This window comes from Rothia sp. P7208, from assembly GCF_048512915.1.
GTDB lineage: Bacteria > Actinomycetota > Actinomycetes > Actinomycetales > Micrococcaceae > Rothia.
In genome coordinates, this window is sequence record NZ_JBLXXW010000001.1 from 1 (window position 1) to 25,294 (window position 25,294).

Here is a 25,294-nt window from a genome sequence, read left to right on the forward strand (position 1 = left end):
TTTTTTCACCCTATAACCAAAAAACCCCCCCACCACTTCTAATAATAAGAAATAACGTTACTTATTCTCATCGACCAGATCATTCTTACGAATCTCAGTCTCAGTTCCGCCGTCTTCTGACGGTGCTGAATATTGTAAGAACTTTGGCTGAGCAGGAATCTTCATACCTAAAGGAGAAGACTGCGTACGCTGTTTTGCTAAATCAACATGATACAAATAGCTAACCGACTCTTCACGAATAGCATCCATCATCGTCTGATACAACGCATAACCTTCACGCTGGTACTCAATGAGAGGATCACGCTGAGCCATAGCACGTAAACCAATTCCCTCTTTAAGGTAATCCATCTCATAAAGATGCTCAGGCCAACGTTTGCCAATCACGGAAAGAACAATACGACGTTCAATCTCACGCATGGACTCAGAGCCAATGCTCTCTTCACGCTCTTGGTACACTAGCTCAGCATCAGCAAGAATCTCTTTAACCAGTTGGTCACGAGTAATCTTCGTCCGGTCACCAGCATCCTCAGCCAGATCTTCAGCAGTAATCGTGACAGGATAAATACTCTTGAGAGTGTCCCAAAGCTTGTCGAAGTCCCAATCTTCTGCGTGATTATCCCCTACCTGCGCGTCAATTGCAGAGGTAAGAACCTCACGAGTAAAGATTTGAATCTGTTCTTTAAGGTCATCCCCCTGCAAAATCTGGTTACGGTCCTTATACATTGCTTCACGTTGACGATTCAAAACATCATCATATTTAAGGATATTCCTACGCTGTTCAGCGTTACGAGATTCAACCTGTCCCTGAGCCGAAGCAACGACACGAGAAACCAGTTTCGAATCAAGAACAGTGTCATCAGGAGCATTAGCCATAAGACGTGCAGCTGCCTGACCATTGAATAGACGCATCAACTCATCTGATAGAGAAAGATAAAAACGTGATTCACCGGGATCACCCTGACGTCCGGAACGGCCTCGTAGCTGGTTATCAATACGACGAGACTCATGGCGCTCTGTACCAAGAACATACAGCCCGCCAAGAGCAATCACTTCGTCGTGTTCTGCGCGAGCGGCCTCTTCACATTCAGCAAGAACGCTAGGCCATTTCGCCTCATATTCTTCTGTATTCTGCTCTGGGTCTAGGCCAAGCTCTGTCATCTTCTCAACAGCATTAAACTCAGGGTTACCACCTAGCATAATGTCAGTACCACGACCAGCCATATTGGTAGCAACAGTAATAGCTCCCTTACGTCCAGCCTGCGCTACGATAGCAGCCTCACGTGCGTTGTTCTTTGCGTTCAACACTTCGTGACGGATACCTTCACGTTTGAGAAGCTTAGAGAGATACTCGCTCTTTTCCACACTGGTTGTGCCCACCAGAACGGGCTGACCTGTTTCAAAACGCTCTTTAATGTCTTCAACAACAGCGTTGAATTTAATAATTTCGTTCTTATGTACACGGTCGGGGTGGTCTATACGTTGCACTTCTTTATTCGTAGGAATAGCAACCACGCCAAGCTCATAAGTGCTCATAAACTCTGCAGCTTCAGTTTCTGCAGTACCCGTCATGCCAGAGAGCTTCTCATACATGCGGAAATAATTCTGCAAGGTAATAGTTGCCATCGTCTGGTTCTCAGGCTTAACTTCAACAGCCTCTTTCGCTTCAATCGCCTGATGGATACCTTCGTTATAACGGCGTCCGGGGAGGATACGTCCAGTATGTTCATCAACGATGAGAACTTCACCATTCATGACAACATAATCTTTATTGTTCTTAAAGAGCTCTTTAGCTTTAATAGCGTTGTTTAAGAAACCGATCAGAGGAGTGTTTGCCGGTTCGTAAAGATTTTCAATTCCGAGGTGGTCTTCCACCTTGTCAATACCAGATTCGAGAATACCGACTGTACGTTTTTTCTCGTCTACCTCATAATCTTTTTCAGGAAGAAGAGTCTGCACGAAACGCGCAAACTCGGCGTACCAGCGGTGCGCCTCTCCTGCAGCAGGACCAGAAATAATCAACGGGGTACGAGCCTCATCAATCAAGATGGAGTCAACCTCATCGACAATGGCAAAATTGTGCCCGCGCTGAACTTGCTCTTCAACACTCCATGCCATGTTATCGCGCAGATAATCAAAACCAAATTCGTTATTTGTACCGTAAGTGATATCTGCAGCATATTGTTTACGACGTTCTTCGGGAGTCTGGTTCGAAAGAATAACACCAGATTCCATACCTAAGAAACGGAATACACGCCCCATCAAATTTGCCTGATACTCGGCAAGATAATCATTGACAGTTACAATGTGCACGCCTTTACCAGATAACGCGTTGAGATAGGCTGGCGCCGTAGCAACAAGAGTCTTACCCTCACCGGTTTTCATCTCCGCAATATTGCCAAGGTGCAAAGCTGCCCCGCCCATGAGCTGAACGTCATAGTGGCGTTTTCCAAGAGTACGTTTTGAAGCCTCACGCACAACAGCAAAGGTTTCTGGCAAGAGGGTATCAAGAGATTCACCATCTTTAATACGTGCACGGAACGAGTCTGTTTCTGCACGCAGTTCGGCGTCACTCATATTTTCAAAACTGCTTTCGAGCGAGTTCACTGCATCAGTGTACGCACGAAGCTGTTTGAGAATTTTTTTATCCCCTGCGCGAAGAATCTTCTCTAAGAAAGATGCCACGAAAACTGACTCCTTGAGACGAAAACTTTAAATACGGTACCGACACTTTATGTCAGCACATCATCACTATTCTAGGTTAAAAACCGGCTAATATGAGAACGCTTTTCGTATTACTCTCTCAGCAAAGCCTTATTTTTAGAGGACACCCCTAGAAATAAGGCTTTTAGAATACAAAAAACAGCACCAAATAACTCAACGCCACGTTTTATGAGCCGTCCAGTATTTGGTGCTGTTTCAGCTAAGCTAAAGCACCTGAGCAAAATCCCGAGGCACTTTAAACACTACTTTGATAAAGACTAAATAAGAATCTTACTCAGCATCATTCTCTAAAGAAATAACGCCGTATGTCCATCCTTTACGACGGTACACAGCAGATGGTGCACCCGTTTCTTTATCCAAATAGACGAAGAAGTCATGTCCGACAAGTTCCATATGATCCACAGCCTCTTCTGCTGTTAAATGTGTGGCAGGGAAACTTTTACGTCGAATTTCTACGGGTGAAGAGACTTCATCTTCCAAAGAATATTCTGTAGAAAACGCAATTTCTTCGACCGGCACATCATCTAAATGTATCTCAGAGACAGCAACCTGCTCCGTCACAACAGGGAGAGATCCGGTTGCTTCAGAAACTGAGATAGGACGTTTTGTTCCTGATTTGCTAGGTTTCCGTCGATCTCGTGCTCGCCGTAAACGTTCAAGGAGTTTTCCATAAGTGTCGTCAAAGACCGCGAATTTATCTTCTCCAGTAGCTTCCGCACGGAGAACCGGACCTTTACCGATAACAGTAATTTCTGTACCAATAATTTCTGGGCCAGAATGCCCCTCTTTAGTGAATTTTATTTCGATGGTGCTAACACGGTCACCTAGTTGCTCAAACTTTGCAACTTTATCTTCAACATGTTCACGCAGACGCTCAGTAATTTTAACGTTTCGTCCGATGATGTTAATTTCCACAATTCCCTCCAGTATATTTGGGGGCGTGTACTTAGCTGCGACTCCATCCGAAGAGGAGCTAAGCCGAGGAATTCGTCTTTGATTCCCTATAACTACCCTAGTTCAAAACATGTCTTGTGTCACGCAAAATATTCTTTCAGTTAAGAATAAATACACTACCCACAGGTAACATTCACTGTTCTTTCACCCAAAGACATGCCCTAGCGCTACCCATCGTAAGCGGAAGACTCACACCGATACGGGACGTAAGCGAGCGTCGCTGCTCCAATCACCTTGCCACCAGCTGCAGAGACAACACGGTGCCCCTCTGCCAACGTCGCACCCGTCGTCAACACATCATCGAGCAAAATACAGTACACACCACGAACGTCATAATAAGCACCCATAAAAAATAACGGGGGCAAAGCTAAACGCATAGAATGGGCTAAACGTTGATGACGCTGAGCACTTGTCAAAAGTTTCTGCCCAGCCTCGTATTTTCTGCCCCATCGCCTTTTCTTCGCCAAAAGACAATACGATGTACAAGATACACCAGTGTATTCCCCCATCAACTGGCAAACACGGTCTGCCAATAGTTGAGCAGGGACATAGCCACGTCTTCGTGTTGCATTTTGCTCAGACGGCATCGGGATAAGAACTACATGTTTAATATCTTCAGCCTGTTGAAGGCAGCTCATCACAGCACGCACCAGCCCCGTAGCAAAAGTATCAAGAAGGTCAGTACGTGAACCGTTCTTATATGCCAAAATACTTCGAGCTAACTCATGTTCATAGACCCCAGCAGAATATATTGGACACCCGACGCCATCAGCCCTAGAGCAATGAACATGCACAAGTGAATGACGGACGCAAAAATCACAATGAGAGCATAAAGCTCGAGCAACAGCCTTCGCCCCATATGCCCCACAGCTCGCACAGACTCGAGGACGTATCAGCTCAAGAACATCCTCCCAGAGAACACGTATATAAAAACCCATAGAAAATAGCACACCATCAGTATCTCCCGATAGCGTTCACCATATCCTAGGACATCCGTATATCTGTGGATAAGACGACGAATCATCCTTACACCGTGATGACCGTCTAAACGTTATCCCGAATAACTGACATCATGCAGTGGAATGTCGATACGAGACCAGCCACGGTCAACCAAGGTGTAAATACGCCCGTCCTTCGTCTGCGCGATAATCTGGTTATTCCCTGCTCCAGAAGCAATAAGGGACAAACTATCTAAGCGTTCAACAGAAGTAATCTCTCCCGACAAATAAATAATCTCAGACTTTCCGGAAACCTCGTCTGCCGCAATGAGGCTCTGGTCGCTCGTCCACGAAACATCAGTAGTATCAAGGGTTGTCCCTAAACGGACAGGAGAGGTCAGCTCAAGTGGTTGATGGTCTGAACTACGGTGAATACCAGAGACCCACACATACGTTTCGCCGTCAAGAGTTGCAACAACCGCCGCACGCGCACCATCACGAGAGACACGAACAGATTTAACGTCGTATCCTTCTAACCATGGAGAACGAACATCAACCTGCTTTTTCTCCTGCGAATTCACGTACGAAACAGCACGCAATCGGCCTGTAGAATCAGCACTCCACAACCACTGGAATTGGTCAAAAGATGGATGGGTTAACCCAACACCATCAAACATATGGGTAACTTTCTGATCAGAGACCCAAAATAGTGACTGTTGCGAAGAATCCAAAAACGCAAAGTTCTTGCGAGTGTAATCCATTGCTAAGTCTCGAGGACTAGCTAACCCAACATCAACAATTTTTTGTTGATCTGCATCATTGAAAATTTCGCTACGAGTCACCAGCTGGTTCCCATCAAGAGCAACAATGTTACCCGATACACTGGGGTTAACTTGCGGGGCAACATAGTTATCAAGAGAGCCAGCTTTCACCTCTTGGTCGTCAAACGTCAATTTAACGGAGTCAATACCACCTAATAACGACAAGGTTTGTGTCAGCTGAGAATTAATCCGTTCAATATCTAACTGTGAAATATCCGCGTCTAGTCCATCTCCATGTAAGCTCACTTGAGCGACAGTCTGCTCAACCGGAACAGAATTGCGAGTTAGTGTTGTGCCCGCAGGAATAGCGCTGCTGACAGCACCCTCAAGGTACGGTGCAGCACCCTCAAGAAGAACCTTCGTAATAGAGGTAACAACCGTCGGGCGATCAGCAAACCAACGAATATCAGGTACAGCATAGGTATAGGTGGGATCATAAAAATACAGGGTATATGTTGCAAAAACCTGAATAAAATCATGATGATTCATCACAGTTCCTTGCGGAGCCTGAGCAATACGCCACTGACCGTTGACTTGCACCACTTTAAACTTAAGCTCTTCTGGAGAGACTTCCGCATAAGATGTTGCAATTCCCCGCCGGTCAATAGAAGTTGCGACAGGAACCGTCACAGAATATTCATCGCCATGGTGGACGTCATTGTCTGCAGTATCTGGGCTTATATCTAATGTTGTAGAATCTCGATATACCAAAGTACGTTCATCAGGTATCCACGAATTAGAGAACTCTTCCGTCAGATACTCACGAGCCACCTGATAATCATCTTTCGCACCAGCACCAGCACGCAAAAAGCCTTGAATAATCTCCGTGGGACTTGCCCCGTCCTGAGGAGGATCAAGCACGATACTGCTCCGAGTGTCGGTATTTGTACTTTGAGAATCTGCATAGTGATTCACAGAGCCACTTTGTGGAATACTTGCACAGCCGCTTACGCCAACAAGAAAGCATAAGCCCAAACCAAGATAACGAACCTTGGTAGAAGAATATATTTTTTTCATCTAACTTTCACCATGCTGGTTCTTATCATCAGCGTCAAAAACATCGGGGTCGGTAGAAGTCGGAACGTCAATATCTAGATACTCATCGGGAGGAAGAGGATCCCCTGATAACCGTACGGGAGATTTTCCCATAGGTTCTCCTTGACGGAGAGGTAAAGTCATACGGAAACAGGCGCCTTCTGCCGGACGTCCCCAACATTCTAAAGTGCCACCGTGCAAACGCACATCCTCAGCAGCAATAGAAAGCCCCAAACCAGTACCGCCAAGAGTGCGTTTACGTGAAGGGTCTGCACGCCAAAAACGATTGAAAACCTGTGTTACGTGTTCTTCGCTAAGACCTACACCGTGGTCACGAACAGCAACACCTAGTGCCGTCTCAGAGGTTGCAATATATACGTCAATCGGCTGGCCTTCGCTATGTTCCACAGCATTAAACAACAAGTTTCTTAACACTCGTTCAATACGGCGGTGATCTATCTCTACAGATATATCACTATGATCATGATGAACCCTTAGCTCAGTGCCAGTACGTTGCAGGTGAGGTTCTACCGAAAGAAGAACCTCCTCAAGTACTGCCATGAATTGTACAGGCACCGCATCCAACGTCGCAGATCCAGCATCAAAACGAGAAATTTCTAGAAGGTCGGCAAGCAGAGCATCAAAACGGTCTACTTGGTGATAAAGCAATTCGGTAGGACGACGATATGCTGCACCAAACTCATCACGACCGTCATAAAGCATCTCTGCTGCCATACGAACCGTAGTCAAAGGCGTACGCAGCTCATGAGAAACATCCGATACAAAACGTTGCTGCATCGTAGAAAGTGTTTCGAGACGAGAAATCTGATTTTCAAGGCTATCAGCCATGCGGTTAAAAGAATTACCTAAACGAGCAGTTTCGTTATGCCCTCGAACGATGACACGCTGCCCCAAATCGCCAGATGCAAGCTTTTCAGCGGTGATAGCAGTAGAAGAAATAGGACGAATCACAGAACGCGTAATGTACCAAACAATAGTGACAACGATAAGCAACAAGATAAAAAAGGCTACCCATACCACAAGGTTGATATATTGCAGTGTGGTCTGCGAAGAGGAAAGATCATAGACCAGATACAAACCATATGCAGGATTTTGAGGGATACGGATACTCGTTCCCACAAAGATGACCGGCTGTCGGTGACCATCAATATTAAGACTTGCAGATTGCCAATAAATACCTTCGTTGCGACTTATCGTATCTCGTAATTCTGTAGGAATATCAGAAGTGCTAATCGTGTCATGCTGGCTCTGCTCAGAGATAAACCCTTGAGCAGATGTTCCTTTGTTCGGGGCAAGAACCCATTGTTTCTCAGACTCTTCTCCCCCAGCTTCGAGCACAGTCAAGAACCTCAACACGTTACGGTGGATCTCAGATCGTCCGGTAGCGTCGGAGCTATCAAGAAGCGATTGCACATTTGAAAAGCCAGCCGCCGAGTCTTGTAGCGCTTGGTCTACTCTACCTCTAAATAACGAGTTCGCTATCTGCGAGGAGAGGAAAGAGCCAACAAAAATGAAGGTCACAATCAACAACACAATAGCGGCAGCAATTGCACGAAATTGCAAAGACTGATGCCACCGTAAACGAAAACGTCTAAGAGGGCGTGTCAACCGTGCAAAACTGCGGTACTGGCTGATGGTCGTGGGAGGGGCCTGAGGAAAATGTTTAGCCACAACAATGCCTAACGGCGCGTCCTATCGGATACTGCTTTGTATCCTACGCCACGAACAGTTAAAACAATCTTAGGGTTTTCAGGGTCTTCTTCAATCTTTGAGCGTAGACGCTGAATATGGACGTTAACAAGGCGAGAATCTACTGTTTTCTCATAACCCCACACGTTACCTAATAGTGTTTCACGGGTCAGAACCTGCCCCGGTTGCTGTGCAAGGTTAGCAAGAAGCTCAAATTCTAGAGGAGTTAAAGGAATCAATTCACTATCACGAGAAACGGTATGGCCAGCTAAGTCGATAGTTAGACCGCCTACACGAAGCGGCTCGTTGCTATGCTCTTCACGCGGACGCAGGCGAGCACGGATGCGCGCTAAAAGTTCTGCAGGTTTAAAGGGTTTGGCAATATAGTCGTCGGCACCGGCTTCTAACCCACGTACAACGTCTTCGGTGTCGCTTTTAGCAGTAAGCATGATGATAGGAACATCTGATTCTTCACGGATTCTAGAACATACCTCGATACCGCTCATCCCTGGAAGCATCAGGTCTAATAGAATCAAGTCTGGCTGGTTGATGTTAAAAGCGTCCCAAGCTTTATCTCCAGCTTCGCAAAAGACGGTTTCATAACCTTCTTGTGCTAGGACGATACCAACCATTTCGGCGAGAGCTTCGTCATCATCAACAATGAGAATTGTAGAGTTCATTTTTCTCCCATAGGGTCACGGCGTCTTCCCTAGTCTATCGTGTTCTTCTCACGAGGTGGGACATCATCATGGAACATTCTTATGAGTCTTGAGCTATCTCGCTCAGTGCCTGAGCTGTTTGAACGAGTTCTTTAAACATTCCGGTAGCATCGTCAACGCTCATGAGGTGAAGAGTTGCATTATCGTAAAGTGTTACCTGTGATAGGTAGTGAGCCGGCAGTCCGATAGTACGCCAACTTTTCCAGAGATGGTATGCATGAGGTGGGACGTCAAAGCTCATGTTATTTCCGGTGACTGCTAACCAGAGTTCTTTTCCTCGTTCGGCGTGAGGAGCAATTTTTTCCCAATCGTGTTGTGTGTAACCGGTGGTATCAAACCATAGCGCGTCAGGTATTGAATCTATTGTATGCAGAGTCTGTATATCGCATCCGGTGATAGCGAGTGAAATGGAACGTTGCTGTAAGTGTTTTTGGACGATGCTATAGGTTTCTTGAAGTTCTTGTTCCGGTAGGTGACGAATGGTTCGATACCCACTTGCGGTAGGGATATTACCTGTCAATGCTGCATTAAGATACGGCTCTTCAAGTTGAAGGTAAAGGTGTTGAGAGCCAGTTGCTGTATCGATGGTATCAATCCAGTTAAAAAGTCCGTTAAGGAAGGAGTCTCGGATATCTCGACGGGCTCCATAGTCGCTGATGGCTCGTTCCCCATTAGGCAAGTAGAGGGATACGGCAAGGGAAACAGGGCCCATCAATTGTAGTTTGAGGTTCTCTCCTCGGTCTTCTTCTTGTCCGATAATGTCAGCTAGTAGGTTGATATCCGAACGGAATGTGGAGCGGGCAAGTTGGCTTTCTCGAGAAGTACCATTGCTTAGCTTCCACCCGTAGGATACCCCTTCTGCGTGGAGTTCATCGAGAGTGGCGATAGTTCTGGCAAGTGTAGTTGCAGCGTATCCACGTTGTGGCAGTTCCGGAAGAAAGGGCAGGTGGGGGTCTCCAAGTTCTCCGCGAACGCGGAAGATACTGTCAAGTAAGTTTTCTCCGCTAAGAGTTCCGGTTGCGCTGGCGCGTACCCTAATAGGTGCTTCAGTGATAGTTTGTATTTTCACGATGTTGAATGTTGTGAGGTTTTTATCCCCATGATCTTGGTGATAGCAGTTTTGATGTCTGGTAGTTAGGGTGTTCCGTTATTTTCTTGCGCGATTTGTTCGTGGTGCCGGATCACCTCTGAAATGATGAAATTCAGAAATTTTTCTGCGAATTCTGGGTCTAAATCAGATAGTTCCGCAAGAGAACGCAAACGTTTAATTTGAGCAGATTCTCGGGCAGGGTCTCCAGCTGGTAGCTGGTGTTTAGCTTTGAGATGTCCAACTCGTTGTGTCGCTCTAAAACGTTCTGCCAAGATATGCATCAGTGCAGCGTCAAGATTATCAATAATTTTCCGGATGCTGTAAAGCTCTTCAAGGACTTCTGGCTGAACCTGTCCTCGTAACGATGATGCACGCTGGTCGAATTCTTTATGTGCTTGGATGTCTTGTGCGTCAGGCATGTTTTTACCTTTGGTGAGTTGTTGTGCGCTATTATGTGATGACTATTTTTATGAAGCGTTAATATCTTCTCTTTCCGTGGAATATGCACGGTTGATAGTGGCTTGTCCAAGGACACGAGTTCCTTGGTACATCACCATAGTCTGTCCGGGCGCTACTCCGCGCAACCCCTCATTCAGGTGCACGACGGTTTCTAACCGTAATGAAGTTTTTTCTGTGTCTGTGGTGTTTTCATCGTCAAGAACCCACTGCATATATGCGGTTGAGGCAACAGGATCAGCGTGGGCACGTACTTGGGTTGTGACTTCAAAGCTATCGCTTCGAGCGTTCAGTTCGGGTGTTTTGTTAAGAAATTCTTGTACGCAATCAATGGGTAGCCCTGCCCAAGTAGTTCTAATACCACGGATACGATCGATAGCGAGTAAGTCTTTCGAACCGACGATGACTTCATTGGTTTTGGGGCGAATTTCTAGTACGAAACGAGGTTTTCCGTCGGGTGCTGGACGTCCGATAGCAAGTCCTTTACGTTGCCCTACAGTATAGGCTTGAGCTCCAGGGTGCTGGCCTAAAACGTTCCCTTGAGTATCTTTGATGTTGCCTTCGCTCATCTGGATATGGTCTTCAAGCCATGCGCGAGTATCACCTTCAGGAATGAAGCAGATATCGTAAGAATCTGGTTTTTTAGCGACGGAGAATCCTCGTCGTGCAGCTTCTGCACGGACTTCATCTTTAGACGGTGTGTCTGCGAGGGGGAACCATGCGTGTTTGAGTTGTTCGTGAGTAAGTACGCCCAAAACATAGGATTGGTCTTTTGCCCAGGTTGCGGCACGGTGCAGTTCTCGGTTTCCGTTTTCGTCGCTAATGACTTTTGCGTAGTGCCCGGTAACAACGGCATCAAAGCCTAACGCTACCGCTTTTTCGAGGAGTGCAGCGAATTTGATTTTTTCGTTGCAACGCATGCAAGGGTTAGGTGTGCGTCCGGCTTCGTATTCGGAGATGAAATCGTCAACGACGTCTTCTTTAAATCGTTCAGAGAAATCCCATACGTAGAAGGGGATACCTAGCTGGTCGCAGACTCTACGTGCGTCCATGGAGTCTTCGATAGTGCAGCATCCGCGGCTTCCGGTTCTAAGGGTTCCGGGCATGCGTGATAGTGCGAGGTGGACGCCGACAACGTCGTGCCCGGCTTCTACCGCGCGTGCAGCGGCAACGGCAGAGTCAACACCGCCGCTCATTGCAGCCAAGATTTTCATACAGATATTTTTCCTTCGTATTGCTGTGTGTGAATGCTCTGAACGTATAAGACAGTCTTCAACTTACCAAATTGCTAATGCCAGATGTGTTCATTCGGTACGTGCGCCGCTAAACCAGCTTTATGGGCTTGTTCATAAGCTCCGGGCAACGCTTCCATGAGGGCCTCAATGTCTTCGCTGGTGCTGGTATGTCCGAGGGTAAAACGTTGTGCACCACGTGCGTGTTCTTCATCAACTCCCATGGCAAGTAGCACGTGGGAAGGACGTGGAACTCCGGCGTTGCAAGCAGAGCCAGTAGAAGATTCTATACCGGCCATATCGAGGAGGAAGAGCAGAGAATCTCCTTCGCAGCCGTCAAAGGTGAAATGTACGTTATGTGGTAGCCGGCGGGTGGCGCCTTCTTGTTCCAGTTCTTCAATTGATTCGGGTTCTGCCCCGCGTAGTGTTGCGTTAGGTATCTCATGGCGGATACGTTCAATGAGAGTGTTCCGGAGTGTCCCAAGGCGCACCATTTCTTCAGCGAGGTGTTGGGTGACTTCTTGAGCAGCTACACCAAATCCGGCAATGCTTGCGGTATCTAGTGTTCCTGAGCGGACGGCTCGTTCTTGTCCCCCACCGTGGAGGACTGGCGTTAGTGCGGTAGTTCGGGTAGCAATCAGTGCGCCGATACCTTGAGGTGCACCCATTTTATGTCCAGATATTGCCATGCTGTTTGCCCCTATCTGGCGGAAGTTGATGGGGATAGCTCCGAAGGCTTGTACTGCGTCGGTGTGAAACGGAATATTGTAGGTGTCACTGAGTTCTGCAATTTCGCGGATTGGTTGTATGGTACCAACTTCGTTGTTCGCCCACATGACGGCGATGAGAGCCGTATTTTCGGGGTCTTCTTCGATGAGAGCTTTGAGTGCTTTCATGTCAATAAGGCCGTGTGAGTCTACGGGTATCCAGCATAGTTGCGCTTGTTCATGCGCTTCGAGCCATTCTGCTGATTCGCTCACAGCATGATGTTCTATGGAGCTGATGAGGATACGCCGGCATTGGGGGTTTATGTGAGTTCTTTTACGGTAGATACCTTTAATGGCGAGGTTGTCGGCTTCAGTTCCGCCTGCGGTAAAGATTACTTCTGCACTATCGCAGCCTACAGCTTGGGCGATACGTTCGCGGGCTTGTTCTACAACCGCACGTGCTCTGCGTCCTGCAGAGTGTAAGGCTGAAGCGTTTCCGCTGTATTTTAGGTGTTCTGTTACTTCGTCAATTACGGATGCTAGTGGTTGTGTGGTTGCCGCATGATCAAGGTATGTACGTTTCATGAGAACAGGTCCTTTGGTTTATCTAGCGGTACTTGGCCTCCACTATTTTACGCTTATCATCCTAGACGAGCACATGAGATGTTTCACCTTCTCTGTGGCGGGTCAATGCTGATGATGACAAAGGCGATGAGGGAAGGCATACACTAGAGGTGTGTTTAATATTCTTTTCTATACTCCTGAGATTCCGGGTAACACTGGAAATGTTATTCGTTTAGCGGCTATTACGGGGGCAAAGTTACATCTTGTGGAGCCTTTAGGGTTCAACTTTGATGATGCGCATTTGCGTCGTGCTGGTTTGGATTATCATGATCTTGCGGTTGTTCAAGTACATCAAAATATTGAGCAAGCGTGGGAAGAGCTTAAGCCTGAACGTGTTTTTGCTTTTACGACGACGGCGCAGAAGAATTTTGCGCAGGTGTCGTATCATCCCGGCGATGTTCTTTTATTTGGCCCTGAATCTGTTGGTCTTCCTGAGCATGTTCAGAACGCCCCGCAAATCACGGAGAGGGTTCGTATTCCGATGTTAGAAGGACGTCGTTCGCTAAATCTTGCAAATTCTGCATCTATTGCAGTATATGAAGCATGGCGTCAGAATGACTTCTCAGGGGCACTACTTTAAGTTGTATCTTCACGCAAGATAAACGAGTTTTTATTAGGAGGGACAGCAGGATGACCTGCTGTCCCTCCTATTTTTATGTATTTTTCGTTAAGGTATTGGTGTTATTTTTTCCGTGCGTCTGCGGCGTTGCCGAGAGTGATTTCTTTTTCTTCAGATGAGCCGTTGCGGATAATGGTTGCTTTGACGGTCTGCCCTGCGGCTGCTTCTCTGACGCTGGCGGTCAGTTCTGTGGAGTCGGTAATACGATGCCCGTTAAACATAGTAACAACGTCACCCTTTTGCAGACCCGCTTTTGCCGCTGCGCTATTGGGAACAACTTCTTCAATATGAGCACCGTCACCAAACATCTCGCTTTGGTCGTTATCGGCTGGTGAGGTAGATACGTTAGCTCCAAGGAATCCGTGAGTTGCTACGCCGTCTTTGATAATTTCTTGAGCAATACGGTGAGCGTAGTTAATGGGGATAGAGAATCCAACGCCGATGTTGCCTCCTGAGCTTGATGAGGAGGGTCCTGATTGCGCTGAGGCAATGGCAACGTTGATACCAATGACTTCGCCTTTGGTGTTGACGAGTGCACCACCAGAGTTCCCGGGGTTAATGGCAGCATCTGTTTGAAGAACGTTCAAAGAGATAGTTTTCTTTGGCGCAGGTACTCCGTCCATATCTTGTCCGGGAATTTGGAATTGGAAAGGGAGGTCTTGGTTTCCGAGGTTGGGGCGTTGGCGTTCTTCTTGGGCTGTTTCTTCGGGCGCTTCTGATGAGGCTACCTGAATGGTTCGGGATAGGGTTGAGATAATTCCGTCGGTTACGGTGTTTTGTAATCCTAGTGGCGCACCAATTGCGATGGTTGTTTCTCCAACGTTAAGCTTTTGGGAGTTTCCTAGGGTTGCTGGCGTGAGGTTTAGTCCGTTGGGGTCTATTTTGATAACAGCAAGGTCACTGGTGGGGTCTGTTCCGACAACAGTTGCTCCAACGGTGTGTCCATTTGATAGTTGGACTTCGACTGTCGGGTTGTTAACTTTTCCATCAAGGGTCACAACGTGCGTGTTGGTTAGGATGTGACCTTCTCCATCGAGGATGATTCCGGAGCCAGAACCGGTAGCTCCTGGTGCAACAACACCAATGGTAACGACTGATGGCATCGCTTTTTCGACAGCGGCAGTAATGGCGTTAACGGAATCTGTGTTATTGACGATGGTCGTTCCAGCAGTTGTGGTGGTGATATTTGATGAGGTCTTTTGCGAGAGAGCCACAACGCCTGCTCCCACTCCTCCTCCGATGAGTGAGGCGATGAGTGCAGCACCGAGGAGTACGCCACCTGCATATTTTTTAGGTGTTTTTGACTGCTCCTCGAAGTAGGGAGCGTTATAGGAAGTGTAGTAAGGTGAGTCAGTTTGGTATGCGCCGGCATAGCCGTTTTGATTCGCCGCAGCGTTGTTATGGGTTTGTTGGTTTTGTGATGAGGGATTTGCGGAGGTGTAGGGGTTCTGTTGGTATCCGGAGTTGTGGGGATTATGTTGCTGGTTCCAAGGTTCTTGTGACATATTGCTGTTCTTCTTTCTTATCTCAAAGTTATCTGTCGATACCGTCAGTTTATGCCTGTTCAAATATCTACTATTTTACGTATCTTTACTATCTATCATTTATCTGAAGTTTTATTGAACTTACTCTGGTTATTTTCTGGGAGCTTCTTAGAAGTTTTCCTAGTTCCCTTTCTACGCTCAAGACGAATTATTTGCTGATGCTCTACCAAAGAAAAAATAACGTTTTAGAATGAGCATAAGATTCTTCATTACCGTCAGATAAGGGGCACAGAGGAAGATATGGTAAAAAATCGCATTTTTCTGAGGACTCTTCTAGCGAGTTCCGTGGTATTTCTGGCATCTGTTCAGGTGCCTGCGTTCGCAGAAGATCCCATGAAAATCCCCGCCGGTATTCGAATCATTGATGAAGCTCACCTTGTATCTCAGCGTCAGGGACTCTCCGAAGAGATTGAACAATTCTCTCAAAAAGAGAATATGAATTTTTACCTTGTTTTAGTCAAAGATTTTGAACACCCACACCAAGCTCAAGCCTGGGTCAAGGAACTAGCACAACTCAATAATATGGGAGCTAATGACGTTGTTCTAGCGGTCGCCACCGATTCACGTCAAGCCTATTTCCAAGCAGGTAGTTCGCAAGTTCTCTCCGAAGAGCAACTTCAAGATATCTACCAGAATAAGGTATTTCCTTACCTCAAAAAATCTGACTATCAGCAGGCTGCTATCGCCGCAATGACAGCCATCGAACAGGCCAGAAAAGGTTCAGACGGTTCACTAGGAACCTTCGGTATGCTCGGTGGTCTGGCTGTGTTAGGAGTCGGCGGAGCCACATACTATGCTTCTCGAAAGAATTCTCGAAAATTACGCAGAGTCCCAGCCTCCTCATATGAAAGACGTACCCCTTCTGCCCCGTTACCGCAGTTACGTACCAACGCCGATTCTCTTCTCTTACAGGCCGATAACTCTATTGCTGAGGCAGAACAAGAACTCGAGTTTGCGCGCATGCAATATGGGGATTCTGCGGTTCACAGCTTCGTCGAAAGAATCTCTACTGCAAAAGATAGTCTTCAAAAAGCTTTCCAATTACAACGACAGCTTGACGACGATATTCCCGATACCGAAGAAGACCAACGTCAGTGGCTCGAAGATATTATTTCTCGGTGCCAAGACATTGTTGCTCAGCTCCATCAGGAATTACAGGGCATTAGCCAGCTACGACAAATCGCTCGTAACGCTCCAGAACTCATTGCCACGTTACAGAAGTCTTCTCAAAATCTTAGCACCCAAGAACCCAAGGCATTAGCAGTGATAGAGCAGTTACAGAACCACTACACAGCATCTGCTTTAGAGCAGGTAACCGATAACTATCAACAAGCTGTAGAGCGTTTAGAGTTCGGTTGCCGTAGCCTAAAAATTGCTGAGGAGAAAGTCTCCGAGCAACAATACGATCAAGCTTCAGCAGACATCCACGCAACCCAAGAAGCATTCTCTCAAGCACAAAAATTGCTTGAGTCAGTCATGGCATCGCCCGAACAGTTAAGACAAGCGCAGCGCTCTGTCGAAGACGCACTGCTTCTAGCAGAACGAGATATTGCCGAAGCACAAAGTTTTGCTCAGCACCAAGACCGTGCACACATGGCGAGCGCAGCGGCTGGTCTTCAAAGTGTTGTTCAGCAAATTCGTACAGATCTTCAGCGTCAGCAGATTGATCCTTTAGCAATGTTGAGTCGTTTAGAGAATGCACGTACTCATCTTGATGATTCTCTCAAAGAGATTAGAGAATTTCAGGAGCAGACGCAACGTGCCCGTGAGAGTCTCAAGCACACTCTCTTCTCTGCCCAGACGCAGGTTCATAGTGCTTCTGAATTTGTACGAGCACGTCGCGGTGGTGTCAAAACGCCGGCGCGCACTGCCTTACAAGAGGCACAACGTTATCTTCAGCAGGCTCAACAGTTACAGCATCAAGACCCTGTTAGCGCACTAGAACATGCGCAGCAGGCAATTCGTTTAGCAGCAGAGGCAAAAGACCGTTCCTCGCAGGATGTTCAACGTTTCGGGCAGCAACAGCATGGGGATTATCCTTCTGCAATGTTGGGCGGAATCCTCTTAGGAACATTGCTCAACGGTGGAGGTTCTTCTTCTGGTAATACGAGTTTTGGCGGAGGTTTTGATAGTGGTTTTGACGGTGGCTTTGGTGGTTTCGATGGACCTGGTACTGGCGGAAATTTCTAAAGTTAATTTTTGATAAACCCTATGATTTTTAGGTGTTTTCTCGGTATCTTATGAAGAAACACTGACACAATATAGTTATTGTCTCCTTGTGGAGGCTCGATAATACTAGGAAACTTTTGAGGAAGTGACCCAATGGTAAAACAATCTATTTTTAGCCGTATCGCACAGTTAGCAAAAGCAAATATTAATGCTTTGCTAGATGCTGCAGAAGATCCCCAGAAGATGCTTGATCAGATGGTGCGTGACTATTCCGCTAATATCACCGAAGCAGAGCAAGCAGTAGCGCAGACCATTGGTAATCTTCGTCTCCTTGAAGAAGACTATGCTTCTGATGAGCGTGAAGCGCAAGAATGGGGAGATAAGGCGCTCTCTGCTTCACGTACAGCAGACCAGTTCCGTGCTTCTGGGGATACCGCTAATGCAGATAAGTTCGATAATCTTGCAAAAGTCGCTCTTGGCCGTCAGATGAGCCTTGAGCAAGAGATGGCCGTTGCTAAACCGCAGATTGAGTCTCAGACTCAAGCTGTAGCACAGCTCAAAGACGGTCTAGCAAAGATGCAAGAGAAGCTACGTGAGCTTTCTGCGAAGCGTGATGAGCTTGTTGCTCGTCAAAAGAATGCGGCAGCTCAAGCTCAGGTTCATGATTCGTTGAAGTCCTTTGACATTATGAATCCTCAGTCAGAACTTTCACGTTTTGAAGAGAAAGTTCGTCGTGAAGAAGCGCGTGTTCGTGGTGCACAGGAATTGGCAGCTTCTTCTGTTGATGCCCAGTTTAATGAGTTAGAAGAACTCGGCAAACAAAGTGAGCTAGAGGCACGTCTGGCAGCTCTTAAGAACAAGAATTCTTAAATTATCGTATCGTTCAGATAATGCTGGGGTGCGGAGAAAACTTTTCGGTTTTCTCCGCACCCCAGCATTTTTCTGTGGAGAACGTTTTACGGTTAAGAAATAGCTAGTTGGTTCTGCACCCGATGAATGAGCATTTCTAAAGCGACGAGGTTGCTGCCGCCTTCTGGGACGATAATGTCAGCTTGTCGTTTCGAAGGCTCCACATAGAGCTCGTGCATAGGCTTTACTGTGGTGAGATATTGTTGTTCTACCGATTCGATAGTTCTTTGACGTTCAAGAACATCTCGACGCATACGACGAAGAATACGAACATCTGCATCAGTATCAACAAAAATCTTAATATCGCAACGTGAGCAGATACGTTCTTCAGCGAAAATCAGAATACCTTCAATGATGATGATAGGTCGGGTATTGACAGACATCGTCTGGTCCGAACGATTATGTACCGTGTAATCGTATACTGGAGTTTCGATGTCTTGCCCGTTGAGTAGTTCATCAAGGTGCTCAATAAGAAGATCGTTATCGAAAGCTTCAGGGGCATCATAGTTGAGTTGGCAACGTTCTTCGTAGCTGAACTCGTCGTGACGTTTGTAGTAGTTATCGTGGTATATCACGGCAACTTGACCTTCGAAGGATTCTACGAGAGCGTTCGTCAGCGTAGTCTTTCCTGAGCCGGTTCCTCCGGCAATTCCTATTACAAGCGGTTTCATGAACGTCCCTAGGGTTTCCTCATCTGTGTATTCCTCGTATATTGTTTCATGTTTTTTATGTGCTCGTGCAAGTTCTTGAACAATATCCGAAGGTCTTAGACAAACGAACGCACAAGGTGCAACTCCTCATCCAGCAAGAGCAGACCATAATCGTCAGAAATTCCCAGGGCTTGAGCAGGTATGGTGGTTGCTGAAGAGAGTACTTGTTCTAGAGGAATCCCAAAGGAATACGCGGTACGAGTTGCTCGTCCAAGAGTGAGAGTACTTCCCGCAATAGCACCATTAGAATCTAGCCGTGCTACAGATTCTTTAACGGTCACGTCGAGGCTTCCTAGTTTATAGTTTCCATCGCAACAACCAGCAGCTGCCATAGCGTCGGTAATCAGTGCGACACGTTCAGAGGTTTGAGCAAATAGCATTCTGACCATCGGTGCGTATACGTGGGTGCCGTCAACAATGACTTCACATGTAACATCTGGGGTGTCTAAAGCGGCGGCGATAGGTCCGGGCGCCCGGTGATGCAAAGGGCTCATAGCGTTAAAAGTGTGGGTGAGCAGTGTCGCTCCTGCGTCGAAAGCAGCTTTAGCTTGTTCATAATTAGCGTCAGTGTGGCCAACAGCAACGCGAACACCATGTCGTACAAAAGTTTTTGTGGCAGCTAAATCTCGGTCAGTTTCAGGAGCTAAAGTGACTTGTTTAATATAGCCTTGACCAGCTTCAATCAGCTGTTCTGCAAGTTCTGGTGTTGGTGCAGTGAGATAGTCTTCACGGTGTGCGCCTTTATGTAGGGGTGAGAGGAAGGGGCCTTCAAGGTGAATTCCGACAAGTGCTGCATGCTCTTGTGTTGGTTGAGCATATTCTTGGCAGCGTTGGGCTAGCGCGGCAACGGTATCGCACATGTCAGGAACTTGGTTCGTTACCAACGATGCAATAACACGTAGTGTGCCTTGTTCTCGATGCGTTTTTAATGCAGTATGGCATTCTTCGGGATCTTCGAAGGCTACTCCCCCGCCACCATGGCAATGAATATCGGTGTATCCGCGAGTTAGGATGTTTCCGGTACCATCGAGTATTTCGTGTTCTTCTTTTAGCTGAGGATGTTCTCCTACACCTTGGGAGGTGATTTTTCCGTTTTCAATAATGGCCCATCCTGTGGAGAGTTTTTGGTCTTGTGGGGAGAAAATTTGGGTTGAATGAATCAGTGTTTTCATGGTGTGTGTCCTTAAACGTTGTCTCGGTTAATTCGCATTTCGTAATCATATCGGTCGGCACGGTAGAGCGTCTGTGTGGATTCTACTGCGATGCCTCGTTCGGTGTATCCGATACGTTCTACTTTGAGCGTAGCAATGCCAAAGGGCTGTTCTAGAGCAAGTGCTTCTTCTGCGTTAAGGTTGGTTGCGCTGATTCTTTGGTGAGCGCTCACAATACGATAGCCCGTGCGTTGTAATTGTTCATCGAGGGAGGCATGAACTTGGGGTTGTTGTCCGGCGAAGGCTTCAACCAGGAAGTAGGCTCTCTCATAGGCCATAGGCACTCCATCAGCAGTCCGAAGACGAATGATTTCGTAGACCTCTTCTCCTACTGAAATGTTCAAGTTGCGAGCGGTTGTTGCCGATGCTGGCACAATGCTACAGCTTTCGGTGGTTGAGGCTGGTACATGTCCTCGAGCTGTCATATCTTCGGTGAAAGAGGTGAGATGTGGTTTTTTAGTAATTCTTTGGCATTCTGCGATATATGTTCCGGAGCCTTGGACATTATAAATGAGCCCACGAACGGATAGCGAGTAGAGCGCTCTTCGGATGGTATCGCGCGAGACGCTAAAAATAGTTTGTAGCTCTCGTTCTGTAGGTAGCGTGTCATGTGGTTTGCCCTCGAGAACGTAACGCTGTTCAATAATTCGAGCTAACGAACGATATTTAGGTTCAGCGGGTAAGCTATTAGCGCCCTGCCGACGCGAATTGGTCTGCTTATTAGTCGTTTTGGTTCGCACATTTTCTAGTTTATATGAAAAAAAGACTTTATTGGTTCATACAAATAATCATTTGTGGTTTATGCTGTACTTATGGAAATCATCATTCTCTCTACAGCACAAGAAGTTGGTACGTACAGCGCAGAAATTATGGCAGATGCTGTACGCCATAATCCACAAGCTGTATGGGGGGTCGCCACAGGTTCTTCCCCCATTAAAACCTATGAGCATCTAGCAGAATTGGTGCGCGACGGACTTGATGTAAGCGCAGTTAATGCTTTCGCCTTGGACGAATATGTCGAGATTCCAGAAGGACACCCAGAGTCATACCGAGCTGTTATCACCCGCGAAATCGTTGAAAGAATTGGTCTTAAAGCTCAGAACGTGCACGTTCTCAACGGACAAGCACAAGATGTCCAAGCAGAATGCCTCGAATACGAACAACGCATTAAAGATGCTGGTGGAGTTGATGTTCAGCTTCTAGGTATTGGCGCTAACGGTCATATCGGATTCAACGAACCAGGTTCTTCTCTTGTCTCACGCACTCGCATTAAGACGCTAGCTCCTCGAACTCGAGAAGATAACGCACGTTTCTTCGACAACGACATTAAACAGGTCCCTATCCATTGCCTCACACAAGGCATCGGAACGATTATGGAATCTCAAAAAATTGTTCTCGTAGCTCAAGGGCAAAGTAAGGCACGCGCCATCGCTCAGATGGTGGAAGGACCTATTGGAACGTACTGTCCTGCTTCGATTCTTCAAATGCACCCTGACGTCACCATCGTTATTGATGAAGATGCAGCTAGCGAACTAACGTACACCGAGTATTACCGTTACGCTCAGCAAGAGAAACCTGAGTGGCAAAAACCTCGATACGATTAATAATTTCATCACCGCATCTATAGTTGAGGGGTGCTACCTATTGGCAGGTAGCACCCCTCAACTATTATTTACTATCAGTTATGAAATCTCATAAGAAGAGATAAAAAAATCGTCTCAACTTGAGATTTATCAAGTTGAGACGATTTTTCACTTGGTTGCGGGGACAGGATTTGAACCTGCGACCTCCGGGTTATGAGCCCGGCGAGCTACCGAACTGCTCCACCCCGCGGCGACTCATATAACTATACACACCTTGTCGATTGAACGCAAACCTAAAATGCTTTTTGTGAGAGAGGATACACTCAGGGGTTGGTTGTTAACTCTCGTTCAAAGAACAACAACCAACCCCTGAGCAAAACAACGTCACAACCTTATAGAACGATTCAACGCTGTTTCAAAACGCCTGTTAGCTATCAGTGGGCTTATCAGCAGATTGCTCCACTTCTACCCCATCAGCTTTCAACGCGTCTTTAATTGCTTGGTCAAGCTTCTTCTGAGCTTCACCATATGCAGACCAATCACCTTTTTGTCGTGCAGCATCAGAATCTTTAAGTGCCTGATTCGCACGTTGAAGAGCATCCGCTAAAGTTTTTGACTCGCCGGATGAACTTCCTTCTGCTGTGTCAGAATCAACTTTCGAAGGATCCACCCCAGCGTCCGCAGCAGTCTGGGCGCCAGAAGATCCATCAAAGAGTTCATTCAACGCTTCATCGAGAGTAGGAGCAAATCCTACCTTCTCGCCGAAACCTACCAACACACGACGCAACGTCGGATACGCCGCATCCCCAGAAGACTCCACATAAACTGGCTGAACATATAAGATACCATCACCCACAGGTAGAGTCAGCAAGTTGCCGTTGATAACGGATGAAGCGCCCTGCCGTAGCAGATTCAGCTCAGTTGATACTTCAGTATCAGAGTTAAACACGTTCTGCGCCTGACCAGGACCAGGAACAACAGAAGAACGAGGTAACTCCAGAAGAGTGAGCTTGCCGTATTCTTCACTCTTCACACCATCTTTTCCAGTTCCGGCATCACCGTTGGCAGCAAGGAACCCATACATCACGTTACGGGTATTAGAGTCCGACTGCTGAGGGATGAAGCTACTGGTAAGAGAGAAAGAAGCATCCTTTTCACCAGGCATCTGCAAAGACAGATAGTACGGAGGCAATGGACGAGCAGCTTTAACTGTTGGGTCGTTAGGAATAGACCAGACATCGTCTTCAGCGTAGAAGCTACCAGCATTCGTCACGTGATATTTATTGAGAATTTCACGCTGAACCTTAAACAGGTCCTGAGGGTAACGCATATGAGCCATGAGGTCTGCACTCATCTCGCTATAAGGTTTGACCGTCTGAGGGAACACTCCCTGCCATGCTTTAAGTACTGGGTCTTGGTCATCCCACGCATATAAGGTCACAGAGCCATCGTAGGCGTTGACTGTAGCTTTTACGGAGTTACGGATGTAATTCACTTTCTTCTGAGGTAAAGCTGCAGTAGCACCAGATTCTGTCTCAGAGTCAGTGGTGGCTCGTTGCAGCTCTTCTGCCTGAGAATACGGGTACTGGTCGCTTGTCGTATATGCGTCGATAACCCATAGCACCTGATTGTTAACAATCACAGGATAAGGGTTTCCATCCACCGTCAGATACGGTGCAACCTTTTTAACACGTTCAGTCGGTTTACGGTCATAGAGAATCTGAGACTCAGGGCGGATAGCGTCCGAGAGCAAAATATCAGAGGACTGATGTTTAATCGCATAGGACAGACGGTTAAAGAAGTTACCGATATTAGGTCCACCATTACCACTAAAAGTGTATTTAGCGTCTGCGTTTCCAGAATCATCTGAACTTTGTGGGCGGTCTAGTTCCAAAGGCTCATCATTTTGAGAACCGCCAACGATGGAATATTCAGGAGAGCTCATACCAAAGTAGATACGTGGCTCATAAGTATCGCTAATTTCACCTTGAGCTTGGATACCACCCTGCATAAATTTGGGCTTTCCATCAGCTTCTACTTGGTTACCGTATGCAGCGATTACCCCATACCCGTGGGTATACACCACGTGACGGTTAATCCACGAAGAACCTTCAGTTTGACGAGGATTCAGCTCACGTGCAGCAAGTACAGTGTCTTGCACTTTTCCATCAATCGTATATCGATCGACAGAAAGCGTTGGCTCAAAACGGTAGTACGGGCGGAACTGCTGCAACTGAGCAAAAGCACTAGAAACAACGTTAGGATCCAGAAGACGGATATTAGAAACTGTTGCAGATTCCCCTGTAAGTGCACCAGCATTTGTTGCAGTGGTTGCGTCATAGCTTTCAACTTTGATGTTGTCTAAACCGTATGCAGCCCGTGTTGCATCAATATTGCGCTGGATATAAGGAGTTTCAGATGCTTGTTCGTTAGGGCGTACCTGAAAACGCTGAATAATGGTGGGATATAAGTTGCCTGCAAGTAACGAAGCAATCACCAAAACGGCGGTTCCTACAAGAGGAATACGCCAACGTTGAGTAACAACAGTAATGGCAAAAAGTACCGCAACAAGCAATGTTGCAATCGCGAGGATACCTTTCACAGGGATGATGGCATTGACGTCAGTGAACATCGCACCCACCCATTTTCCGCTAGTGGTTTGGGTCGAGATATAACGTTCTAACCAGATTTTTGCCCCGCGTAACAGAAGATACAAGCAGGCAATAACGGCAGCGTGAATGCGGAAAGCTTTGGTTGTTTCGATGCCTTTATCGAGAACTTTAATACCACCGTAGAAGTAGTGTACGGCTCCTCCAGCAATGGCAGAGAAAATCACGATAGTGCTCAAGAAGTCGATGAGTAATTTCCAAAAAGGAAGAGAAAAGACAAAGAAACCGAGGTCTTTACCAAATTCTGGGTCTTCTTGAGAGAATCCGACCCCGTTAAAGAACAGTGCGATGGTGTCCCATTGTGCACTCATTCCGCTACCAACGATGATAGCTCCAACGAGGGGAACAACAATGAGAATCAGTTTTCGTAGACGTTCAACGGAGTCACGATAACGCCCCATGCTTTGTTCCCATAAATCTTGGATCTCAGCGAAGGGGTCTGGGCTGTTTCCAGAGTTTTCTGCTGTGGGGCGTGGTCTTTGAGGACGTGGCATTTTAGGTGGTTCACCGTGCGAGAAAGCATAGAACATGCTTGCCCACAAGCAAACTCCTGCGATGAGGGCAGCTACACCGAAAACAGCTATCTTATAAACGTTTTCGGTGATAAACACTCCAAGATAACCAAGCTGGTTATACCACAGTACGTCCGTGTAGATTTGGGTTCCTGCAACGAATAGGGCAATGAGAACAGCAATAATGGTTGCTGTTATAACAAGTGTGCTATTGCTACGTTGTGCAGGACGGGATTTTTGAGAGGTAGGTCCGGTACTCACATCTTCCTCGATGATGGTTGCGTCGCGAATTCAGTTCGCCGGTCGTAAGAGCTGTCCCTGTTATGAGCAGAAGACAAGCCCAAAGGTATGTATCTATTGT

Annotated in this window: 19 protein-coding genes and 1 tRNA gene; 4 read left to right on the forward strand and 16 right to left on the reverse strand. The window is 46.9% G+C overall.

Translation table 11 applies throughout. The annotated features are described in order from the left end of the window. Positions 1 to 57: 57 nt before the first annotated feature. The 10 genes from secA to ACN084_RS00050 all read right to left on the reverse strand — a co-directional run bounded on the left by secA (position 58) and on the right by ACN084_RS00050 (position 12,968). Positions 58 to 2,682 carry a preprotein translocase subunit SecA gene (gene secA, locus ACN084_RS00005; RefSeq protein WP_419105493.1) on the reverse strand — a complete coding sequence of 875 codons (2,625 nt, stop codon included), beginning with the start codon at positions 2,680 to 2,682 and terminating at the stop codon, positions 58 to 60. A 309-nt stretch (positions 2,683 to 2,991) separates the two neighbouring features. Then, positions 2,992 to 3,636, reverse strand: a complete 645-nt coding sequence (gene hpf / locus ACN084_RS00010; RefSeq protein WP_419105494.1) for a ribosome hibernation-promoting factor, HPF/YfiA family — start codon at positions 3,634 to 3,636, stop codon at positions 2,992 to 2,994. 206 nt (positions 3,637 to 3,842) lie between these two features. Further along, positions 3,843 to 4,613: a ComF family protein gene (locus ACN084_RS00015; protein ID WP_419105495.1), complete on the reverse strand. Its 771-nt coding sequence runs from the start codon at positions 4,611 to 4,613 to the stop codon at positions 3,843 to 3,845. 113 nt (positions 4,614 to 4,726) lie between these two features. Then, positions 4,727 to 6,451 carry an LpqB family beta-propeller domain-containing protein gene (locus ACN084_RS00020; protein ID WP_419105496.1) on the reverse strand — a complete coding sequence of 575 codons (1,725 nt, stop codon included), beginning with the start codon at positions 6,449 to 6,451 and terminating at the stop codon, positions 4,727 to 4,729. Further along, positions 6,452 to 8,161, reverse strand: a complete 1,710-nt coding sequence (gene mtrB / locus ACN084_RS00025; RefSeq protein WP_419105497.1) for an MtrAB system histidine kinase MtrB — start codon at positions 8,159 to 8,161, stop codon at positions 6,452 to 6,454. A gap of 8 nt (positions 8,162 to 8,169) precedes the next feature. After that, positions 8,170 to 8,859 carry an MtrAB system response regulator MtrA gene (gene mtrA / locus ACN084_RS00030; RefSeq protein WP_419101546.1) on the reverse strand — a complete coding sequence of 230 codons (690 nt, stop codon included), beginning with the start codon at positions 8,857 to 8,859 and terminating at the stop codon, positions 8,170 to 8,172. A gap of 79 nt (positions 8,860 to 8,938) precedes the next feature. After that, complete coding sequence (locus ACN084_RS00035) at positions 8,939 to 9,967, reverse strand: hypothetical protein (RefSeq protein ID WP_419105498.1); 1,029 nt, start codon at positions 9,965 to 9,967, stop codon at positions 8,939 to 8,941. A 65-nt stretch (positions 9,968 to 10,032) separates the two neighbouring features. Beyond that, positions 10,033 to 10,407, reverse strand: a complete 375-nt coding sequence (locus tag ACN084_RS00040; protein ID WP_419105499.1) for a chorismate mutase — start codon at positions 10,405 to 10,407, stop codon at positions 10,033 to 10,035. 48 nt (positions 10,408 to 10,455) lie between these two features. Continuing rightward, on the reverse strand, positions 10,456 to 11,658 hold the full coding sequence (gene mnmA / locus ACN084_RS00045; RefSeq protein ID WP_419103534.1) for a tRNA 2-thiouridine(34) synthase MnmA: 1,203 nt from the start codon (positions 11,656 to 11,658) through the stop codon (positions 10,456 to 10,458). Positions 11,659 to 11,732: 74 nt separating this feature from the next. Next, entirely contained in the window at positions 11,733 to 12,968 is a 1,236-nt protein-coding gene (locus tag ACN084_RS00050; protein WP_419105500.1) for a cysteine desulfurase family protein, read from the reverse strand. A 151-nt stretch (positions 12,969 to 13,119) separates the two neighbouring features. On the opposite strand from ACN084_RS00050, the gene ACN084_RS00055 reads away from it, so the two are divergent. Then, positions 13,120 to 13,587 (forward strand): tRNA (cytidine(34)-2'-O)-methyltransferase, encoded by a 468-nt coding sequence (locus ACN084_RS00055; RefSeq protein WP_419101552.1) that lies wholly within the window; start codon positions 13,120 to 13,122, stop codon positions 13,585 to 13,587. Positions 13,588 to 13,688: 101 nt separating this feature from the next. Here ACN084_RS00055 and ACN084_RS00060 read toward each other — a convergent pair whose 3' ends face one another. Then, positions 13,689 to 15,131, reverse strand: coding sequence for a S1C family serine protease (locus ACN084_RS00060; RefSeq protein ID WP_419105501.1), 1,443 nt, complete (start codon positions 15,129 to 15,131; stop codon positions 13,689 to 13,691). Between the two features lie 279 nt (positions 15,132 to 15,410). Between ACN084_RS00060 and ACN084_RS00065 the strand changes: the two genes are divergently transcribed. Then, the gene (locus ACN084_RS00065; protein ID WP_419105502.1) at positions 15,411 to 17,360 is read left to right on the forward strand and encodes a TPM domain-containing protein; all 1,950 of its coding nucleotides are present in this window, start codon (positions 15,411 to 15,413) and stop codon (positions 17,358 to 17,360) included. A gap of 132 nt (positions 17,361 to 17,492) precedes the next feature. Next, positions 17,493 to 18,209 carry a PspA/IM30 family protein gene (locus ACN084_RS00070; protein ID WP_419103539.1) on the forward strand — a complete coding sequence of 239 codons (717 nt, stop codon included), beginning with the start codon at positions 17,493 to 17,495 and terminating at the stop codon, positions 18,207 to 18,209. A gap of 92 nt (positions 18,210 to 18,301) precedes the next feature. Here the strand turns inward: ACN084_RS00070 and udk are convergent, their stop codons facing one another. Genes udk through ACN084_RS00085 form a run of 3 tightly spaced genes read right to left on the reverse strand, consistent with a single transcriptional unit; the run spans position 18,302 to position 20,909 of the window. Further along, on the reverse strand, positions 18,302 to 19,003 hold the full coding sequence (udk, locus tag ACN084_RS00075) for a uridine kinase (RefSeq protein ID WP_419105862.1): 702 nt from the start codon (positions 19,001 to 19,003) through the stop codon (positions 18,302 to 18,304). Between the two features lie 11 nt (positions 19,004 to 19,014). Beyond that, positions 19,015 to 20,130, reverse strand: coding sequence for an N-acetylglucosamine-6-phosphate deacetylase (nagA, locus tag ACN084_RS00080; RefSeq protein WP_419105503.1), 1,116 nt, complete (start codon positions 20,128 to 20,130; stop codon positions 19,015 to 19,017). 11 nt (positions 20,131 to 20,141) lie between these two features. Continuing rightward, a complete protein-coding gene (locus ACN084_RS00085) occupies positions 20,142 to 20,909 on the reverse strand; it encodes a GntR family transcriptional regulator (protein WP_419105504.1) in 768 nt (255 codons plus the stop codon). 72 nt (positions 20,910 to 20,981) lie between these two features. Between ACN084_RS00085 and nagB the strand changes: the two genes are divergently transcribed. After that, the gene (gene nagB / locus ACN084_RS00090) at positions 20,982 to 21,773 is read left to right on the forward strand and encodes a glucosamine-6-phosphate deaminase (RefSeq protein ID WP_419105505.1); all 792 of its coding nucleotides are present in this window, start codon (positions 20,982 to 20,984) and stop codon (positions 21,771 to 21,773) included. A 152-nt stretch (positions 21,774 to 21,925) separates the two neighbouring features. Here the strand turns inward: nagB and ACN084_RS00095 are convergent. After that, positions 21,926 to 22,002: transfer RNA gene (locus ACN084_RS00095), tRNA-Met, on the reverse strand. Between the two features lie 177 nt (positions 22,003 to 22,179). Next, the gene (locus ACN084_RS00100; RefSeq protein WP_419105506.1) at positions 22,180 to 25,194 is read right to left on the reverse strand and encodes a UPF0182 family protein; all 3,015 of its coding nucleotides are present in this window, start codon (positions 25,192 to 25,194) and stop codon (positions 22,180 to 22,182) included. Between the last annotated feature and the right edge of the window lie 100 nt (positions 25,195 to 25,294).

Excerpts from the sequence above, each read along its gene's own strand:
- ACN084_RS00050 (WP_419105500.1), bottom strand. The coding sequence starts at position 12,968 with ATGAAACGTACATACCTTGATCATGCGGCAACCACACAACCACTAGCA.
- ACN084_RS00015 (WP_419105495.1), bottom strand. The coding sequence starts at position 4,613 with ATGGGTTTTTATATACGTGTTCTCTGGGAGGATGTTCTTGAGCTGATA.
- ACN084_RS00065 (WP_419105502.1), top strand. The coding sequence starts at position 15,411 with ATGGTAAAAAATCGCATTTTTCTGAGGACTCTTCTAGCGAGTTCCGTG.
- ACN084_RS00040 (WP_419105499.1), bottom strand. The coding sequence starts at position 10,407 with ATGCCTGACGCACAAGACATCCAAGCACATAAAGAATTCGACCAGCGT.
- ACN084_RS00060 (WP_419105501.1), bottom strand. The coding sequence starts at position 15,131 with ATGTCACAAGAACCTTGGAACCAGCAACATAATCCCCACAACTCCGGA.
- ACN084_RS00020 (WP_419105496.1), bottom strand. The coding sequence starts at position 6,451 with ATGAAAAAAATATATTCTTCTACCAAGGTTCGTTATCTTGGTTTGGGC.
- nagB (WP_419105505.1), top strand. The coding sequence starts at position 20,982 with ATGGAAATCATCATTCTCTCTACAGCACAAGAAGTTGGTACGTACAGC.
- mnmA (WP_419103534.1), bottom strand. The coding sequence starts at position 11,658 with ATGAAAATCTTGGCTGCAATGAGCGGCGGTGTTGACTCTGCCGTTGCC.
- mtrA (WP_419101546.1), bottom strand. The coding sequence starts at position 8,859 with ATGAACTCTACAATTCTCATTGTTGATGATGACGAAGCTCTCGCCGAA.
- nagA (WP_419105503.1), bottom strand. The coding sequence starts at position 20,130 with ATGAAAACACTGATTCATTCAACCCAAATTTTCTCCCCACAAGACCAA.
- ACN084_RS00070 (WP_419103539.1), top strand. The coding sequence starts at position 17,493 with ATGGTAAAACAATCTATTTTTAGCCGTATCGCACAGTTAGCAAAAGCA.